Source organism: Kitasatospora kazusensis (genome assembly GCF_039529945.1).
GTDB lineage: Bacteria > Actinomycetota > Actinomycetes > Streptomycetales > Streptomycetaceae > Kitasatospora > Kitasatospora kazusensis.
The window spans coordinates 1-17,803 of record NZ_BAAANT010000072.1 but is presented as its reverse complement, the minus strand read 5'-3'; the positions used below and the strand labels follow the sequence as shown (position 1 = coordinate 17,803).

Here is a 17,803-nt window from a genome sequence, read left to right as displayed (position 1 = left end):
GGCACGCGACAACGCTCCTGCGTGCCCTGCTCGTGCTGACGAACGCGGAAGTTTCCCGCTGACGGACGATCACCCGATCGCGATCAAGCCCGTGACCAGCCCGAGCACGCCGACCCCGCACCACACCAGCCCCCGGTGACCAGCAGATTTCAGGATGGAATTAGCTCATTCCGGGACGCGAGCGGTTCGCAGGGCGGTCAGGGCCCGATGGTCGGTACCGGCTGGGGGTTCGCCACGTCCGCGAGCGGCACCTCCGACAGGTCGAGCTCCACCGCGCGGTGCTCCTCCAGGGCGGCGGCCGGCCGCGCAGCGACGGGGCGCTGATGAGGTCGATGCCGCCGCTGCTGTCACCACGGTGCTGCCGTGCGCCAGTCCGGCATCGCTGGCTGTCCGTTCGGCCCGCACAACGCCTGGCGTGCCCGGGTGGCGGCGGACCAGCCGGGGGTGGCAGTCCCGCACGGCCGGGGGGATAGCGGTGCGGGACGGCGGTCTGGGGCGGTCAGGCTCGGATCTGCTTGCGGTCGCCGCTGTGGCTGATCGTGATCTTGCGGGGCTTGGCCTTCTCGGCGACCGGGATCTTCAGGGTCAGTACACCTGCGCCGTAGTCGGCGCTGATCCCCTCAGGGTCGAGGGTGTCGGAGAGCATGACCTGGCGCGAGAAGACGCCCAGCGGGCGCTCGGACAGCTCCCATTTCACGCCCTCACCTTCGTGGCGGGGACGGCGTTCGGCCTTGACGGTCAGCATGTTCCGCTCGACGTCGATGTCGATCGCCTGCGGGTCAACGCCGGGCAGGTCGAAGCAGATCACGTACTCGTCGCCGGTGCGGTAGGCGTCCAGCGGCATCGGGGTCGGACGCGACCAGGTGCCGGTGGTGCTCAGGAACTGCTGGGTAAGCCGGTCCAACTCACGGAACGGGTCAGTGCGCATCAACATCAGGAAACACCTCCAGTGGTCCAGGCAGCAGGGCCAATGCGCTTCACCTGAATCTGTTCTAACATGTCATCCATCCGATGACAACTCCATGCGTCGCCTGGAGGGTGACATGTATGCGTGAGAAGCCCGCCCCGCCGACGACCGGTGGCACCCCGCCCACCGAGCCCGCCTCCTTCCTTGCCGCGGCCGCAGCGCTGGCCGCCATGGACGACGCGGTCCGCACCGCCCAGGCCCCGGGGCAAGCCGACCGGCCGGGCCCTGACGCGCAGGCCGGCCCCGAGCCGGCCCTGGCCGCGATCCTGATGCTGCGCGAACTGCGCACCGAGCTCGCCGGCTGGGAGGCGGGCCTCGTGGAGACCGCCCGCGCCGCGGGCGCCACCTGGGCCGACCTCGCCCAGCCCATGGGTGTCGCCAGCCGCCAGGCCGCCGAAAACCGCTACCTACGGCTCAGGCCCGCAACCAGCACCCCCGGCCCGGCCGGCACCGGTGCCGAGCGAGTCAAGGCCGTCCGCGACCGCCGGGCCGCTGAGCGCACCGTCACCACCTGGGCCCGCGACAACGCCGCCGACCTGCGCGTCCTCGCCGCCCAGATCACCTACCTCACCGACCTCACCCCGCAGGGCCGCCCCGCCCAGGCCGCCCTGCGCACCGCCCTCGCCACCCCAGATGCCGCCGACCTCATCGCGCCCCTCACCGACGTGCGTCCCCATCTCGGTATCGGCCACCCCGACCTCGCCACCCGCCTCGACGCCCTCACCGCCCACACCGACCAGCTCCGCCATGGCAGCAACCGTCGCCGCACCTGACCCCACCGCCGATGAACGCTGGCAGCAGCTCGAAGACCGGCTCGAAAACGTCCGCGAACGCCTCCAGTCCGAGACAGGCGGCGCCATCGACGCCATCAACGTGTGCCTGGCCAGGCACAGCACCCTGCGTCAGGACCTCATCGACCACCCCTGGACTTCGACAGTGAGCGCCACCGCCGCCGAAGCCCCGACCGCCCATCACGGGAGCCGGCAGCCAGGACGGCACCAGCGCCCCTCGGACCCGTGAACGGCAGCGCGATCCGCCAGCCCGACGGCGACCTTGCCGGGGCCCTGGCCTCCTGGCCTTTGACCTTCCCGCATTGCGCGCATCCGGATCGCTAAAGTTGAGTTCATGCTTGTCAAGAAAGCTTGGCTGGCGCTATAACTTTCCCGTCGAGGTGCCCGGCGGGAGTGCAGCCGGGGAGGCCCGGCAGCAGGCCGTCCGTGGGCACCCGTAACCGTTCACGACCGTGAGGAGCTGATCCCCTTGTTGATGCGTACCGACCCCCTCCGCGGCCTTCGCGACCTCGACCGGCTCACCCAGCAGCTGGTCGGCACCGTGTCCCAGCCGGCGGGGATGCCGCTGGTCGCCTACCGCGACGGTGAGGTATTCGTGCTGCGCCTGGATCTGCCGGGCATCGACCCGCAGACCGTCGACCTGGACGTGGAGCGCAACGTCCTGACAGTTCGCGCCGAGCGCGCCTCCCAGTTGCCGCAGGGCGCGGAGGTGCTGGCGGACGAGCGGGTGCTGGGCCGGTTCTCCCGGCAGGTGTTCCTGGGCGACGCCCTGGACACCGACCGGATCGAGGCCGAGTACGACCAAGGCGTGCTGAGTGTGCGGGTGCCGATCAGCGAGAAAGCCCGCCCCCGCAAGATCACCATCGCGGCCAAGGGTGAACGCGAGGCCATCACCGCCTGACACCACCTGCGCGGCCGGGGCGCGAGCCCCACCCCGCCCCGACCGCACCCGAAGGACGATGGCTGCTCTCGGCGGGACCCACCACCCGTTGGCCGGCGGCGGCAGATCGCACACGCGGACGGCCGCGCCCCGCTGCGGCTCGACCTCCCGCTGACGCGACTGAGCGGACGATGGGCCCGGCTCCATCCGTCGGCCCGGGACGTACTCCCTGGTCCGGGTCCGGGCGCAGGCTCGCGAAACCGGGCGGCCGGCCTGGTCCGCTGCCGGCCGCCCCTGCGCCCGGGGGCGGTCGCCGTCGCCAGCGCGCACGGTGAGGTGATGGGTCGCGTGGAGCTGGTCGAGCCGCAGGCGGCGCGCGGTCTGATGGTGGGTGAGGAGCCGGTTGACGTCCTGGCGGTGCGCTGGGTCCACGCCGCGCTCTCCGATCCGGACGTCCCGGACGATCCGGGGCCGCTGACCCTCTGCGGCATGCACACCGCGGCCATGGTGCCCGACCGTTGGCAGCCAGACCGCCTGGGGCGTCGCTGGTTCCCGCCGCGCTGGGCCGGGCACATCTGCTTGGCCTGCGACACCGCGGTCCGCGCCACCTGACGTTCGGAGCCGCACAGGCGCTGCTGCCACGGCCGTGGCAGCAGCGCCTGTGCGGCTGTCGGTACCGGCTATCGGGGTCCTGGCCGCCGACCGCGGTGCTGCCGTGGGTCAAGGGCGTCGCGCAGGGCGGGCAGGTCCGCGATGGCGGCCTGCTCGGCGAAGCGGGCCAGCAGCCGGCGCAGGCCCCGCTCATCGCGGTCGCGGACGGCTTCGGTGAGGGCGGACACCAACGACGCCCGTGCGTGCGGATCGGGTGCGCGCACCGTTGGCGTGGTCTGCGACTCTTCCACCATTGCCTCCCGTCCTTAGCGCCGCTCGTTGTCCCGGGCCGCGGGTGCGGACCGTCCGTTCTGCGGGGGGAAGACTACCTCCCCCTCGAACACCGAAAAATCTATGCTGGCTGGAGTAGACATTGCCCGGGGCTGCGGTTAGTGTTTCTCTCGTAGACGCAGTCAAGCGGTACTCGCCAGACACGAACTGGCGGGAAGCAGTACACAAGTTCGCAGGTCGGCACGGTTGTGGGGTCCTGATGCCAGGTTTGGTGCAGTAAGGCGGCAGGATCGGCGGCCGGGCCGGGCGGTACCAGCAGTCGCGGTACGCGGTATCCCAGTGAAGGCGCCAGGACTGCGGCGCGCGTGCTGGGAGGACCAGGCAGTGGGGTTCCAAGCCGAGCAGGTGAGCAGGACGGGCAACGGGGCTGGCTGTCGGACCATGTAGTTGAAGTTCAGCAGTACCGAGCAGTTCGCAGTATCAGTCCGTACAGAGGATGAACGGAGGGACAGAGCGCCATCAGGATCGCCCGGCCCGTGAGGTATTCACCCGGGCGGACACCGCAGACCCCCTTTTGAGTACGAGGACGGTGGTTTCCGGTCACGCATACGCGATCCCCGCACACCCCCACCCTGGGGGAGTTGCGGAACAAGGAACCCGGCCCAGGCCGGTAGATGGTGTTGTTCCCCTTCGGGGCCCCGGAGCCGCAATGGCGCCGGGGCCCCTCGACGCGTTCCCCAGGAACCAAGAGAGGTGCAGTGACTACGACGACCGACAGGCCCCACACCCCAGACAGCCTCGACGACGACGACTACCCCGCCTACACCATGGGGCGCGCCGCCGAGATGACCGGCACCACACCCGGCTTCCTACGCTCCCTCGGCGAACAGGGCCTCATCACCCCCCTGCGCTCCGAGGGCGGCCACCGCCGCTACTCCCGCTACCAGCTGCGCATCGCGATGCGCGCCCGCGACCTCGTCGACCAGGGCACCGCCATCGACGCCGCCTGCCGCATCGTCATCCTCGAAGACCAACTCGAAGAAGCCCTGCGCATCAACGAACAACTCCGCCGCTCCCAGCACGGCCAGGAACCCGCCGCCGACACCTGACCGTCTACCTGCCCGGCTGACGAGACCGCCGTGCGGTGAGTGCCAGGCGCTCACCGCACGCCCCCCCGGAGGGCGGGGCACCGGCCGCCCCGATCGCTGGTCTGCCGCACTGGCGGGGACCAGTGCGGGGTCGCCCGGAAAGGCCGAACGGCCAGGCCGGCGGGCCGTTGGCGGATGTCGAGGCCGATGGTGGCGAGGCGGTCGCCCTGATGGAGTTCTTCAAGGGAGCGATCGGCCTCTTCGAGAACCCTGTCAGCCATCGCCGCGTTGACTACACCGATTCCCACAGAAGCTGCCGAGGTCGTTCTCCTCGCTGACCTGCTGATGCGACTGCTCGACAAGATCGAGTCGTTGCGAGCCTGAGCCCCTCGGCCCGAGCTGACAACCCGCCTCGACGCGGGCAACTGCCTGGTCCCCAGGCTGCTTCGCGCGCAGCTCACGCCAGCCATGCGGGCCTCCTGGGCCATCAGCAGCCAGGGGGTGTGTCAACTTAACGGCTCTGTCCCGTAATCGGTGGTAGCGCTGTGCAGTGATCAGTGGAGGAGGATGCGGTGGCGGAGCAGGGGGAACCCGGCTCGGCCGTGCATCTGCCGCATGATCCGCTTGGTGCGCGTGTTGACGCCCTCGGCTCGGCCGTTGTGGTAGGGCAGGGTGAGTCCGGCGTCGACGGCGGCGCGGTCGAGTTCGAGGCCGTTCGCGAAGGCGTTCAACGGGGCCTTCCAGCGCATGGTCCAGCGCTTTCGGCCGTTGCCGGTCGGGTCGAGGGACATCAGCGCCGTGTAGACGCACTTGAGCGCGGCCTGCGGGTTCGGGAAGTGTCCCCGGGCCCGGGCGGTCCTGCGGATGCGCGCGTTGACGGACTCGATGGCGTTCGTCGAGCAGATGACCTTGCGGATCTCCACGTCGAAGGCCAGGAAGGGCACGAACTCAGCCCAGGCGTCGGACCAGAGCTACCGAAGGCGGGGAAGCGCTCTACCGGTCGATCTTCAACCTGGGGGTGTGGAAGCCTGCACTCGTGCACGCCGGCACCGTCCCGCCGCCGATCAGGGCGCAGAAGTTCGCGGCATGACGGAGGACGGAATGCATGTCCTCCGTCATGCCCACGCCTCCGCGTTGATCGACGGCGGGTGCCTGGTCAAGGACCTGGCCGCCCGTCTCGGGCACTCCGATGAAGCGTTCAGGTGGAAGGCCTACGTCCGCCTGATGCCCGGGAGTGACGATCGCGCTCGCGCGGCGGTCAACAGGGTTCTTGTCCCGGTGGAGCGGGCGGCCGCCGACGGGGTGTCACCGGCTGTGCGGCCCGAGGGCGGGCAATGTGCCCCGAAAGTGCCCTCCGAGGCCCGTCCGGCACATGCATGCAGGTCAGCGCGGTTCACAGCAGGGTCCGCCAGTAGTACCAGAAGCGGTTCAGGATCAGCAGTGCGATCCCCAGGTACCACAGGGCCGGCACGACCCAGTGGTAACGCCCCGTCAGCCGGCGGAGGTTGTGGAGGGTGGTGTACCAGCACAGGGGCAGCACCACCGCCCACACGACCATGCAGTACGGGCAGAGCGCCCCGATCTCGTACAGCGCCTGGTAGATCAGCCAGCAGGTGAAGCCGAGGCCGAGGACGGTGCCGAGCTGGAGGCCGAGCCAGAACCAGCGCCGGTACGTCGCCCCGGCCAGCAGCCCGGCGCCGATGGCCAGCAGGGCGCCGAACGCGGCCAGCCCCAGCAGTGAGTTGGGGAAGCCGAACACCTCGGCCTGCGCCGTGCGCATCACCGACCCGCAGCTGATCACGGGGTTGATGTTGCAGCTGGGCGTGTAGTTCGGGTTCTGCAGCAGGCGGATCTTGTCGACGGTCAGGACGGCCGAGGCGGCCAGCCCCAGCGCGCCGCAGACGACCAGGAACACGGCGAAGCCCCGGCTCGCCCCCACACCGGTGGACGGGGTGCTCTGCGTCATGGCGTCAGCCGCCGGTGCTCTGGCGGACCAACGCGGTGTACGCCTCGGGGGTGATCGGGGCGTTCTGCTTGTCGAAGACGTTGAGCTGCTTGCCGTCGAGGATCAGGGTCGGAGTGCCCTGCACGCCGCTGTCGGCGAAGGTGGCGGCGACCTTGGCAGCCCAGGGCTTGTAGGTGCCCTCGGTGACGGCCTTGGTGAACGCGTCGGTCTTCAGCCCGGGCACCTTGCCCGCCAGGTCCAGCAGGTGGTTGACGTCGCCGAAGCCGTCCACCTTCTCGTCCGGCTGGTTGGCGAACAGCACGTCGTGGAACTGCTTGAACTTGTCGACGCCCTCGTTGAGCGCGGCACCCGCGACGGCCAGTGCGGTCGCCGAGCCCTTGCCGCCGAGGCCGTCGTCCAGGAAGGCCGCCAGGTGGTACTCGATCTTGTAGGTGCCGTTGTCGGCCAGCTGCTGGACGGTCTTGCCGGTGGACTCCTCCAGCTTGCGGCAGATCGGGCAGCGGAAGTCCTCGTAGACCTGGAGCGTGTGCAGGGCGTCCGCGCGGCCGTAGACGATCACGGTGCCGTCCTTGCCGCCGGCGTTCGCGGGCGTGACGACGGGAGCGGAAGCGGAGACGGCGGGGCCGTCGGTGGTCTTCGCCGTGCTGATGGCGACGGCGGTGGCGCCCGCCAGGGCGAGTACGCCGGCGATCGAGACGCCGACCACGACGCGGCGGCGGACGACCCGGGTACGGGCCTCGCGGCGCTGGGCCTCGGCCATGCGCTCGCGGGCGGACAGCTTGGGCTGGTGCTGGGAGGTGGTCATGGGATCCGTCAACTCCTGGGAAACGGACACGCCGCAGGGCCGCGCGAGGCGCGGGGGCGTGCCGGAAGACTGGGGGCTACGAGCGGAGGCGGGCCTGAGCCGACGGAAGATCGTCCGGTCGGTGTCCGACCGGGGGCCGACCGGTGTCAGGTCGGAGGGTCGACCGGGAGTCGACCGCCGTCAGCAGGCGAGCGCGAGCGCCGGCGGTCCCCGCCGTGGCGCCGGGCTGAGCACGACCTCGGACGGCCGGGGCAGTGCCTGCCGGGCGTCGGGTACGGGTGCCAGCGTCACTGGGCAGCCCGGCAGCGGGGCGAGCAGCCGCAGCACCCGCAGCGGCGAGGCCAGCAGCTCACCGAGCGCCCGCAGTGCCTCGGCGAGCCCGCCGAGCGCCGCGTCGCCGAGCCGCAGCCAGAGCGCGGCGGAGAGGGCGAGCAGCAGGTGCACCATCAGCACCAGGGCCTGCGCGGCCCCCGGGGTGCTGGTGGTGAGGAAGGAGCCGTCCACCGAACCGCCGCCGCAGACCAGCAGGTCGACGCCGTGGGTGGGGGCGGCCGAGGCACAGGTGTCCTGGCCGAGGTTGAACGCGGTGTTGAGCAGCAGCTCGACCGGTACCAGCACGGCGGCTATGTGCAGGAAGCGCCGCCGGGTGCCGGCGGCGGCCAGCGCGACCACGAACACGGTGGCGGTGGCCACGACGACCAGGGTCAGCGGCAGCGCCCGCCCGGTGATGACGACGTGCCCGAGCGCGGACAGCGGAACGGCGAGCGCGGTGAACACCGCTGCCCGCAGAGCCCTGGTCGCCTGGTTGTCAGTCATCGCCTCGGAGTATGCCATGCGGTCCGGCGCGGGCACGAGAGCCGGGAGCTCTCCGGTTTCGGGCAGTGTGGTAGGCCCAGGCTTAGCCTTGCTGCATGGCGCGGCAGGCCGGACGGACGGCGGGGGCGCTGCTGGCCGCCCGGATCGCGGAGCAGAGTGGCGTCCTGGCCGGGCTCGGACCCGCCGTACGGGCCGATGCGCCGGACTCCGTGCACCAGATGCGGATCGCCTCCCGCCGGGTGCGCAGCGCCCTGCGCGCGTACGGCCCGCCGCTCGCCGGGGTGGCCGGGGAACTCCGCTGGCTCGCCTCCGTCCTCGGGCAGGCCCGGGACAGCGAGGTACTGGGGGAACTGCTCATCGGCCGGGCCGCCCGGCTGCCGGCCGAGTGCGGGCCGGAGCAACTCGTGACAAGACTCACCACGTGGTCCCGCGCACAGGCGGAGCAGGCCCGCCCGCAGGTGCTCGCCGCCCTGGACGGCCCCCGGTACGCGGCGCTGACGGCCACCCTCGCCCGGCTCTCCGCCGAACCCCCGCCCGCCGACGGGCTGCCCGCGCTCGCCGAGCTCGCCCGCCGCGAGCAGCGCCGGGTGAGCGCGCGGCTGCGGGCGGCGGCGGCCGCCGAGTCGGGGACCGAACGGGACGGGGAGCTGCACGAGGCCCGCAAGGCCGCGAAGTGGGCCCGCTACCTCGGCGAGACGGCCGGGCCGTCGGCCCGGGCCTTCACCGCCCGGATGAAGGCCCTGCAGGAACTGCTCGGTGTGCACCAGGACTCGGTGGTCGCCTGCGGGGCGCTGCGCGGGCTGGCCCGGGAGCAGCCGGGGGAGGGGTTCGGGTACGGCGTGCTCTACGGCGAGCAGCTCGCCGTCGCCGCACGGGCGCGTGAGCAGCTGCCCGAGGTGTGGCGCCGGGCCCGCCGCGAGCCCTTCGGGGACTGAAGGTCCGCCCGAGGTTGCCCTGTCCAAGGGGGCGGGGAGCTGCGCGAGGGCGGAAGGCACCGCTACGTCACTCCCGATTCGCGCAGTTCCCCGCGCCCCTGGGGTTGGCCCGGTGCGTCGGGGGTGTTCAGGCGGGGGTGCTCAGGCGGGGGTGACGGGGAGGCCTGCGGTGCGGGCCGCTGTGCCGAGGAGGTCGGTGAGCATGTCGGTGGTGAGCCGTCCGGTGAAGGTGTTGCGCGGGCTGACGTGGTAGCAGCCGAACAGTTCCAGGGGCGGTCCGCCGTCGGCGGCCGGCAGGGTGACCCGGGCGCCGTGGCCGAAGGCCGGCCGGGGGCGGGGCACGGTGTACCCGGCGGCGGACAGCACCGGCAGCAGCGCCTGCCAGGCGAACCCGCCGAGTGCCACCACCGCCCGGGCGGTCGGCCGCAGGAAGCCCAACTCGCGGACCAGCCAGGGGCGGCAGGTGTCCCGTTCCGGCACCGTCGGCTTGTTCTCGGGCGGTGCGCAGCGGACCGGATCGGTGATCCGCACGCCGTACAGCTCCAGACCGTCGCCCCGGCGCACCGACTCCGGACGGGAGGCCAGCCCGAGCCCGTACAGCGTGGCGTAGAGCAGGTCACCGGACGGGTCGCCGGTGAAGATCCGTCCCGTCCGGTTGCCCCCGTGCGCTGCCGGGGCCAGCCCGACCAGGACGAGGGCCGCGTCCTCGGGGCCGAAACCGGGGATCGGCCGGGCCCAGTAGTCCCAGTCCAGGAACGCGCGGCGCTTGACCCGGGCGGCCTCCTCGCGCCAGCCGACCAACCGGGGGCAGGCCCGGCAGTGGGTCACCGCCTCGTCGAGTTCGGCGAGGCTGCGCGCGGAGGCGGCGGCATCAGGGCCGGTGGCAGGGGAGCCGGGGAGGGACGGGGTCTCCATGTCCCGATCGTAGGCAGTCCGGGTGCGGCCACGTTGGGGCATCACACGACACCGCGTGGCGTCAGGTGGCACTGTGTGGCACCACATGGCGCTGAACGGCACCACGGGAGTCGGAAAGCGCTGCGTTGTGCCACCTTCGCGCGTCGGTAGCAATGCCTCTGACCTGCTGTTATGCCAGGTGGAGCCAGAATGGCTTGCGATGGTGCCAAAGTGGTGCCATATTAGAGCCATGGAACTCACCCAGTACGTCGAAAGCCTCCGCCGCGAGCTGACGATCGCGGCCGAGGTCGGCGGCGAGGACGCCCGTGCGCTCGCCGACCGGCTGCTCCCCCCGCTCGACGCCGCGGTGCGGCTCACCCTGCTGGAGGCGCTCTCCGCTGCGGCGGAGGAGATCTCCGCGGAGCTCGCGCCCGGTTCCGTCGATGTCCGGCTGCGGGGCGGGAAGGCCGGGTTCGTCGTGACGCCGCCGCCCGCGCCCGCCGCTCCGGCCGGCGCCGTGGCCGCCCCCGTCGAGGTGCGACTGCCCGTCGCCGAGGGCGACGACGCCGCCATGGTCCGGATCAACCTGCGACTGCCCGCCAGCCTCAAGGCACTGGTCGAGGACGCGGCCGCCGCCGGCGGGCTCTCCGTCAATGCCTGGCTCGTCCGGGCGGCCGCCACCGGGCTGGCCAACGAGGGCCGCCTCGCCACCCGGCCGGCCCCCGCCCAGAGGCCCGACCGGGCCGTCGGCCAGAGCTACACCGGCTGGGGCCGCTGATCCGCGCGGCACCCCCACCGCAGCAGCACCGAAGCACTGAAGCACCGAAGCACTGAAGCACTGAAGCACCGAAGTGCCACCGCACCACCCACCGGCCAGAGCCAGCCCGAGCAAAAGGAACCCGAGATGTCCCTCTCGACCTTCAACACCCCGACCCCGATCGCCGTCACCCTCGATCTCTACGTCGCCGACGTCCGCTTCGCCGCCTCCGACCGCACCGACACGATCGTCGAGGTCCGCCCCGGTGACCCGGACAAGGCCGCCGACGTCAAGGCCGCCGAGAACACCCGCGTCGAGTACGACGACGCCACCCGGACGCTGAGCATCGTCTCCAGGAAGCCCCTCAACCGGTTCGTCAACTTCAGCGGCAAGCGGCCCGAGTCGGTCACCGTCGTCATCCAGCTGCCCACCGACTCCGACGTCCGCGGCGAGGCCGCGCTCGGCGACTTCCGGTCCGACGGTGTGCTCGGCGCGGTCGCGCTGAAGACCGACGTGGGCGCCGTCCGGCTGGCCGAGACCGGGCCGTTGAACCTCCGCAGCGGCGTCGGCGGGATCACCGTCGAGGGTGTCAGCGGCTCCGCCGAGGTGCACAGCGGCTCCAGCGACGTCCGGATCGGCACCGTGGACGGCGTCTCCGACATCTCCACCGGCAACGGGAAGGTGTGGGTCGGCCTCGTCGTCGGGCCCGCGACCGTCAAGGCCTCCAACGGTTCGGTGTCCGTCGACCGCGCGCTGTCCGACATCACCGCCGCCACCTCCAACGGCGAGGTGCGGATCGGCGAGGTCGTACGCGGCAAGGTGTCCGCCACGTCCAAGAACGGCGGCGTCGAGGTCGGCGTCCGCGAGGGCAGCGCCGCCTGGCTGGAGCTGAACACCGGTATCGGCCGGGTCTACAACGAGCTCGCCTCCTCCGACGCCCCCGAGGCCGGTGAGCCGGTCGACAAGGTCGAGGTTTACGCGGGCACCAAGCTCGGCGACGTCACCATCCGCCGCGCGCCGCGCCTGGACGAGGAGGCGTGAACACCGTGCCGACCACCACCGGTGCAGCCGTGCCCGCAGTGACCACCGCCGTCGCCGCGATCTCGGCGCGCGGCCTCCGCAAGTCCTTCGGTGCGAAGACCGTGCTCGACGGCATCGACCTGACGGTCCCGCAGGGCTCGATCCTGGCCCTGCTCGGCCCGAACGGGGCCGGCAAGACCACCGCCGTCCACCTCCTGACCACCTATCTCCGTCCCGAGGCCGGCGAGATCCGCATCGCCGGCCAGGACCCCGCCAGGAACCCGCAGGCGGTCCGGCGTGCGATCGGTGTCACCGGCCAGTTCTCGGCCGTCGACGGCTACCTCACCGGCCGCGAGAACCTGATGCTGATGGCCGACCTGCACCTGCTGCCCAAGCAGGCCGGGCGCCGCCGGGCCGGGGAACTGCTGGAACGGTTCGAGCTGACGGAAGCCGGGGACAAGCCGGCGTCGACCTACTCCGGCGGCATGAAGCGCAAGCTCGACCTGGCGATGACCCTGGTCGGCAACCCGAAGGTGATCTTCCTCGACGAGCCGACCACGGGCCTGGACCCGCGCAGCCGGCGCACGATGTGGGACATCATCCGCGGGCTGGTCGCCGAGGGGACGACCATCCTGCTCACGACGCAGTACCTGGAGGAGGCCGACCAGCTCGCGCACCGCGTCGCGGTGCTGGACGGCGGCCGGATCGTCGCCGAGGGGACGCCCGCCGAGCTCAAGGCACGCATCCCCGGCGGGCACATCCAGCTGGCCTTCGCCGACCGCGCCGACCTCGACGCCGCCGCGACGGCGCTCGCCCCGACGCAGCTCGCCCCGACCGGCCGCGACGACGACGCGCTCACCCTCCAGCTCGCCGGCGACGGCCGCGTCAGCACCCTGCGGACGCTGCTGCGGCAGCTGGACGACGCCGCGGTCGAGGTCGAGGCGCTCACCGTGCACACCCCCGATCTCGACGACGTGTTCTTCGCCCTCACGGGCAAGAAGGGAGCCTGACGATGAGCACCACGACGGTGGACGACACCGGATTCGGCGCCGCCGACACCATCCCCCAGCCTTCGGCCGGGAGGTACCCCCAGCACGCCCTGGTCCACGCGCGGATCATGCTGCGCCGCAACCTGCGGCACATGCAGCGCTATCCCTCGCTGACCCTGATGATCGTCCTGATGCCGATCGTCTTCCTGCTCCTGTTCGTCTACGTCTTCGGCGGGACGCTCGGGTCGGGGCTCGGCGCCGGGATGCCGGCCGGCCTGCACGGCGGCCGCGCCGCGTACGCCGACTACGTCGCCCCGGCCATCATCCTGATGGCGGTGGCCGCCGCGGCGCAGGGCACGGCGATCGCCGTGGCCCAGGACATGACCGAGGGCGTCATCGCCCGCTTCCGGACCATGGCCGTCGCCCGGTCGTCGGTCCTGACCGGGCACGTCGTGGGCGCGACGATCCAGACGCTGGTCGGCGTCGTGGTCGTCACCCTGGCGGCGCTGGCCGTCGGCTTCCGGCCGCACGCGAACGCGGTGGAGTGGCTCGCCGCCTTCGGCGTGGTCCTGCTGCTGACCTTCGCCGTGACCTGGCTGTGCGTCGGCCTGGGGCTGTCGGCCAAGAGCGTGGAGACCGCGAGCAACTCGCCGATGTTCCTCGTCCTGCTGCCGTTCCTCGGCAGCGGGTTCGTCCCGACCGGCTCGCTCCCGACGGGGATGCGCTGGTTCGCCGAGTACGAGCCGTTCACCCCGGTGAACGAGACGCTGCGCGGACTGCTGACCGGTACGAAGATCGGCGACAACCTGGTCATCACGATCGCCTGGTGCGTCGGAGTCGCGGCGCTGTCGTACGTCTGGTCGCGGCGGCTGTACGAGCGGGAGCCGAAGCAGCTCTGAGCCGGTGGCGAGCCGAGGGCCGGCGCGCAGCACACGGAGTGTGGAGCACGCGGGACGAAGGACGGCGGGGCCCTTGGATCACGAGGGCCCTGCCGTCGTCCTGCGGGCCGCGCCGTCTCGTTCCACGGTGGGGACGACCTGAGTACCCGGGCCGCGGCCACAGGAGCCGAACTGCTGTCGCCACCGGCCGATATGCCCTACGACGTCCGGCAGTCGATGCTCCGCGACCCGTTCGGCCATGTCCGGATCTTCCTGACTCCCATCGCCGGCTGAACCCGAACGGGGTGGCCGGCCGGTGGGTCTGTGCCGGCGGGCGATGTGGTGGGTCGTCCGGGTGATCGCCGTCCGGTTGAGGCGGGCGTCGCTTTCTCCGAACTGTTGGTTGTGATCGCCGCGTTGTGGGTAGAGTCGCAACGAATTGATGGATGTCGGCTCTGGCCGGAGGCTGCATGCGCCTGAGCGCATGGGGTGCCCAGTTCGCGTCGCCGTCCAACACGGTTCCCCTCGCGGGATTCACCTGGAGGTCGACGCATGCCTGCGTGGCTGTCACGCCCCTTTCTCGCCGCCTTGTTCGCACTGCCCCTCTTGGCAGTCGTGCTGTTGTCTGCGCCGGCATGGCTGACCTGGCCCTTTCTTCCATCGGGGCGCCAGGAAGTCGTGTTGGCGGTCCTCGACCGCCTGGTCCAGTGGACTCGGGCAGCGGTGCCGCGTCCTGGTGGTGCCGCCGACCGGACCGGAGCCGTGTAGTCCGGACGGCGATCTCGTCGAACGAGGGCATTCCAAGGTTGCCCGGCCGTCGGCCTCCGCGGCTCGGGGGTCGGGTTTACCGCAGCAGGGCCGGGCGACAGCAGGACAGGGCGATGTCCCGGGCCCGGCGATGTCCCGGGCCCCGGTTTCGTGCAGGGCCACCAGCAGCCGTGCGACGCGGAACGGCGCCGGAGGTGCCCCGATCCTCGGCGGCGACGGCTCCTCGTCCAGGGTCGGGGCGAGGCGCCGACGATCGGGGTGCGGGCGGCATGCACAGGCACTCAGCCTGTGCTTCAACCTCCGTCTCCGTCATACGACGGTGAGGGAAGGCGGTAGACAGCGTCGAGCTTGTTGATGATCTTTCGGAGTTCGCGGGCGCTCCGGGGTGACATCGCATGCATCACAGTGCCGAGGAGGGCGCGGGCTTCGAAGGGGTTGCCGCAGCAGTACCAGTGCGCGTTGCCCCACTCGTAGTCCTGCCACAGTTGGCGCTCGGATCGGTGAACGTGATCCTTCCACAGGCGCACAGCGGCAGTGACATCCCCTGGTTGCAGGTAGTTCCGGGTGCGTTCGAGGTGAGCGATCTCGGAGAGTGCCCGCGAGGAGACACCGTCGATCACGGGCCTGGAAGCCTGTGCCCGACAGAGGGGGAGACTGGTCCGGATGTGCGCCGGCCGTCTACGCGGCATGGGCCTTTCGGTTCGTCATCACGCGGCCCATGCTGCCACGATCTCGAACGCTTCTCGAACGATTTCGCTCATCCGGGAGTTCGCCGGACGTGGACACGGCCTTCGTCTGATTCTGTGCTCCGAATCATCCTGGAGCTGCTGGCGCCGCATGTCGAAGAATCGGATACGGCGGATACTTCCGTGAAGAGTACGACCCCGAGCCGACCGTCTTCGCCTTCCAGAACGGCGCCTACGGGCCGCTGAAGCTCTGACCGGGTTCGAGTCGCTACACGTCGAATCAGTTGGCACAAGCTCAGGCTGCCAGGGCCCTCGACAGCGGGGGTGGAGCCGGGAGAATACGAGACCGGAGCCTGACGTACTGGGGGATGGCGGATGTCGGGAGTGGCGGAACTGGCCCGGCGGGGCAGGGGGTTGCCCGTTTACGTCGGCGTGGTCGGGATCGGCGCGGTGGCGGCGGCGGTCTCGCAGGTGTGGCTGTCGGGTGTCCCGGCTGTCGGTGTCGGGGCGACCGCCGCCGTGCTCGGCTTCCTCGCCGACCGGGTGGCGGCGGGTACGGAGGGCCGGGGCGGCGCGTCGTCCTTCGGGGGGCTGCTGCGCGGGCGTTCGGGCCGGATTCCGTTGGTCTCCCAGGTCGACGACCCGCTGGCGGTCGGGGTGCACCCCGCCGAGTGGTCGCCCGAGGGGGCGCCGGCCTATGTCGCGCGCGATGTCGAGCCCGAGCTTCGCCGAATACTGACGGACCATCAATTCATCCTTCTGCTTGGTGAGTCGACGGCAGGAAAGACCCGGCTCGCCTACGAGACGGCCCGCACGCTCTTCCCGGAGCGGCTCTTCGTCCGTCCGCTCGGCAAGGAAGCGCTGCCGCTCGCCTTTGAGCAGATCCGTCGTCACCGGCGCCGCGGCAGCCTGCTCTGGCTGGACGACCTGGAGTGCTACCTGGGCGCGGGCGGCCTGGCCGAGCGGGAACTGGCCGCCCTGCTGGCCGAGCGGCCGGGCCAGGTCACCGTGCTGGCGACCATGCGGGCCGAGGAGCACCGTCGTTACGACGCCCGCGAGGAGAGCCGCCTCACCGGATCCGATCGTGACCTCTGGCGGACGGAACGAGGCGTCATCCAGGCGGCCCGGACGATCCGGGTCGCCCGTCGCTGGAGCGAACCCGAGTGCGAACGGGCCGTCCGAGTGGCCGAAGACCCCAGGATCGAGCGGGCGTTGCGCAGCCGCGCCAGATTCGGCGTCTGCGAGGTGCTCGCCTCGGGGCCCGCCCTGCTGGACTCCTGGCGGGACGGCTGGGCGCCCGGCGCCAATCCGCGCGGGGCGGCGCTCGTCGCGGCCGCCGTCGACTGCCGGCGGCTCGGCCTGCGGCGTCCGCTCCCGCAGGAGTGGCTGGCCGAACTGCACCAGATGTACCTGGCCGACCGAGGTGGTGAGGCGCTGAAGCCGGAGCCCCTGGGGTCCGCGATCGCCTGGGCGAGCCAGGCGGCACACGCGACCAGCAGCCTGCTGATCGGCAGTCCGGTGGCGGGCTGGACGGCATTCGACTACCTGCTTGACGCGCCCGGTCTGGGGCCGGTGCCCGACCATCTGTGGGACGGGTTGCTGCCGCGAGTCGGTGCCGAGGACTGTTACGGCCTGGGGCTGGTGGCTCACCAGGAATCCCGGCTCGGCCGGGCCTCGGTCGCGCTGCGGCGGGCCTGCGAAGGGGCGGTGCCCGGTGCGGATTTCGCGCTGGCGATCGTGCTGGGTGACTCCGGCCACCCCGCGCAGGCCGTCCGCGCGCTGGAGCCGATCCTGCGGCGGCGGGCCGAGGCGCGGGGCGATCCGGACCCCGAGACGCTGGCGGCCCGGCACCAACTGGCCTACTTCACCGGTGAGTCGGGGAAGGCGGCCGAAGCCGTCCGGCTCTTCGCCACGCTGGTGCCGGACACCACCCGCCACCTCGGCCCCGACCATGCCGACACCCTCGCGGCCCGGCACCAACTGGCTTACTTCACCGGGGAGTCGGGGAACCCGGTGGAGGCGGTTCGGCAGCTGCGCGTGCTGCTGGCCGACCGGGAGCGAGTGCTCGGCAGCGGGCACGCGCAGACCCTGGCCACCCGGCGCGGGCTGGCCTGGTTCCGTGGCTGCGGCGGCGAACTCGGCGCCGCACAGGTGGACCTGTCCCTGCTGGTGACCGACGCCACCGCGCTGCTCGGCCCGGACGATCCGCACACGCTCGCCGTACGCGGAGCGTGGGCCTGGTTCGCCCTGCTGACCGGTGATCCCGCCGAGGCGGCGGCCGAACTCACCGCGCTGGCGGCCGACCGCAGCCGCATCCTGGGCCCGGACCACCCGCACACCCTCTCCACCCGCCTCCACCTGGCCCACGCCCTCGCGGCCCTCGGCGACCCCGGCCGGGCCCGGCGGGCCGCCGCCGAACTCCTCGCCGACGCCGAGCGCCTGCTGGAGCCCGGGCACCCCAGGACGGCGGCGATCCGGGCCTTCCTGGCGAGTTGGGCTGTCGGGGCTGACTAGTGCTCTGACCGTGTAGGTTCACCGGTTCGGCACGAAGATCGGACGGTATACCGTTGCTGTTGCTCCGTCAGTACGGCAGGGTCTGCGCCATGATTGAACTGCGCACTTTGGAATCAGACGACTGGCCGATCTGGCGGGAACTGCGGCAGGCAGCCCTGGCGGAGGCT

18 protein-coding genes and 1 pseudogene are annotated in these 17,803 nt (G+C 71.8%); 11 read left to right on the top strand and 8 right to left on the bottom strand.

The annotated features are described in order from the left end of the window. Positions 1 to 499 precede the first annotated feature (499 nt). Positions 500 to 934 carry an Hsp20/alpha crystallin family protein gene (locus ABD330_RS30910; protein WP_344469616.1) on the bottom strand — a complete coding sequence of 145 codons (435 nt, stop codon included), beginning with the start codon at positions 932 to 934 and terminating at the stop codon, positions 500 to 502. 113 nt (positions 935 to 1,047) lie between these two features. Here ABD330_RS30910 and ABD330_RS30905 point away from each other — a divergent pair, with 113 nt between their 5' ends. The 4 genes from ABD330_RS30905 to ABD330_RS30890 all read left to right on the top strand — a co-directional run bounded on the left by ABD330_RS30905 (position 1,048) and on the right by ABD330_RS30890 (position 3,250). Beyond that, complete coding sequence (locus ABD330_RS30905; protein WP_344469615.1) at positions 1,048 to 1,740, top strand: hypothetical protein; 693 nt, start codon at positions 1,048 to 1,050, stop codon at positions 1,738 to 1,740. After that, positions 1,715 to 1,987, top strand: a complete 273-nt coding sequence (locus ABD330_RS30900) for a hypothetical protein (RefSeq protein ID WP_344469614.1) — start codon at positions 1,715 to 1,717, stop codon at positions 1,985 to 1,987. Before ABD330_RS30905 ends, ABD330_RS30900 begins: the two co-directional genes overlap by 26 nt. Positions 1,988 to 2,233: 246 nt before the next feature. Then, positions 2,234 to 2,659, top strand: a complete 426-nt coding sequence (locus ABD330_RS30895; RefSeq protein ID WP_344469613.1) for an Hsp20/alpha crystallin family protein — start codon at positions 2,234 to 2,236, stop codon at positions 2,657 to 2,659. 327 nt (positions 2,660 to 2,986) lie between these two features. Then, entirely contained in the window at positions 2,987 to 3,250 is a 264-nt protein-coding gene (locus ABD330_RS30890; protein ID WP_344469612.1) for a hypothetical protein, read from the top strand. 68 nt (positions 3,251 to 3,318) lie between these two features. Here ABD330_RS30890 and ABD330_RS30885 read toward each other — a convergent pair whose 3' ends face one another. Then, positions 3,319 to 3,543, bottom strand: a complete 225-nt coding sequence (locus tag ABD330_RS30885; protein ID WP_344469611.1) for a hypothetical protein — start codon at positions 3,541 to 3,543, stop codon at positions 3,319 to 3,321. An 804-nt stretch (positions 3,544 to 4,347) separates the two neighbouring features. On the opposite strand from ABD330_RS30885, the gene ABD330_RS30880 reads away from it, so the two are divergent. Next, positions 4,348 to 4,629, top strand: coding sequence for a helix-turn-helix domain-containing protein (locus ABD330_RS30880; protein WP_344469618.1), 282 nt, complete (start codon positions 4,348 to 4,350; stop codon positions 4,627 to 4,629). A gap of 533 nt (positions 4,630 to 5,162) precedes the next feature. Here the strand turns inward: ABD330_RS30880 and ABD330_RS30875 are convergent. The 4 genes and pseudogenes from ABD330_RS30875 to ABD330_RS30860 all read right to left on the bottom strand — a co-directional run. After that, positions 5,163 to 5,579 (bottom strand): annotated as a pseudogene (locus tag ABD330_RS30875) (transposase); the annotation flags it as partial. A 422-nt stretch (positions 5,580 to 6,001) separates the two neighbouring features. Continuing rightward, positions 6,002 to 6,574, bottom strand: a complete 573-nt coding sequence (locus ABD330_RS30870) for a vitamin K epoxide reductase family protein (protein WP_344469610.1) — start codon at positions 6,572 to 6,574, stop codon at positions 6,002 to 6,004. 4 nt (positions 6,575 to 6,578) lie between these two features. Then, a complete protein-coding gene (locus ABD330_RS30865; protein WP_344469609.1) occupies positions 6,579 to 7,379 on the bottom strand; it encodes a DsbA family protein in 801 nt (266 codons plus the stop codon). Between the two features lie 180 nt (positions 7,380 to 7,559). Continuing rightward, positions 7,560 to 8,195: a hypothetical protein gene (locus ABD330_RS30860; RefSeq protein WP_344469608.1), complete on the bottom strand. Its 636-nt coding sequence runs from the start codon at positions 8,193 to 8,195 to the stop codon at positions 7,560 to 7,562. Between the two features lie 95 nt (positions 8,196 to 8,290). On the opposite strand from ABD330_RS30860, the gene ABD330_RS30855 reads away from it, so the two are divergent. Then, positions 8,291 to 9,130 (top strand): CHAD domain-containing protein, encoded by an 840-nt coding sequence (locus ABD330_RS30855; protein WP_344469607.1) that lies wholly within the window; start codon positions 8,291 to 8,293, stop codon positions 9,128 to 9,130. A 141-nt stretch (positions 9,131 to 9,271) separates the two neighbouring features. Here ABD330_RS30855 and ABD330_RS30850 read toward each other — a convergent pair whose 3' ends face one another. Continuing rightward, positions 9,272 to 10,045 carry a uracil-DNA glycosylase gene (locus ABD330_RS30850; RefSeq protein ID WP_344469606.1) on the bottom strand — a complete coding sequence of 258 codons (774 nt, stop codon included), beginning with the start codon at positions 10,043 to 10,045 and terminating at the stop codon, positions 9,272 to 9,274. Positions 10,046 to 10,274: 229 nt separating this feature from the next. Between ABD330_RS30850 and ABD330_RS30845 the strand changes: the two genes are divergently transcribed. The 4 genes from ABD330_RS30845 to ABD330_RS30830 all read left to right on the top strand — a co-directional run bounded on the left by ABD330_RS30845 (position 10,275) and on the right by ABD330_RS30830 (position 13,689). After that, positions 10,275 to 10,802, top strand: coding sequence for a hypothetical protein (locus tag ABD330_RS30845; RefSeq protein WP_344469605.1), 528 nt, complete (start codon positions 10,275 to 10,277; stop codon positions 10,800 to 10,802). Positions 10,803 to 10,928: 126 nt separating this feature from the next. Continuing rightward, positions 10,929 to 11,822 carry a DUF4097 family beta strand repeat-containing protein gene (locus tag ABD330_RS30840; protein ID WP_344469604.1) on the top strand — a complete coding sequence of 298 codons (894 nt, stop codon included), beginning with the start codon at positions 10,929 to 10,931 and terminating at the stop codon, positions 11,820 to 11,822. Further along, the gene (locus ABD330_RS30835; RefSeq protein ID WP_425555708.1) at positions 11,819 to 12,811 is read left to right on the top strand and encodes an ABC transporter ATP-binding protein; all 993 of its coding nucleotides are present in this window, start codon (positions 11,819 to 11,821) and stop codon (positions 12,809 to 12,811) included. The genes ABD330_RS30840 and ABD330_RS30835 overlap by 4 nt, the downstream gene beginning before the upstream one ends. Before the next feature lie 2 nt (positions 12,812 to 12,813). Continuing rightward, the gene (locus ABD330_RS30830; protein ID WP_344469603.1) at positions 12,814 to 13,689 is read left to right on the top strand and encodes an ABC transporter permease; all 876 of its coding nucleotides are present in this window, start codon (positions 12,814 to 12,816) and stop codon (positions 13,687 to 13,689) included. A gap of 1,040 nt (positions 13,690 to 14,729) precedes the next feature. Here ABD330_RS30830 and ABD330_RS30825 read toward each other — a convergent pair. Continuing rightward, on the bottom strand, positions 14,730 to 15,056 hold the full coding sequence (locus tag ABD330_RS30825; protein WP_344469602.1) for a hypothetical protein: 327 nt from the start codon (positions 15,054 to 15,056) through the stop codon (positions 14,730 to 14,732). 480 nt (positions 15,057 to 15,536) lie between these two features. On the opposite strand from ABD330_RS30825, the gene ABD330_RS30820 reads away from it, so the two are divergent. After that, on the top strand, positions 15,537 to 17,636 hold the full coding sequence (locus ABD330_RS30820) for a tetratricopeptide repeat protein (RefSeq protein WP_344469601.1): 2,100 nt from the start codon (positions 15,537 to 15,539) through the stop codon (positions 17,634 to 17,636). Positions 17,637 to 17,803: the final 167 nt, after the last annotated feature.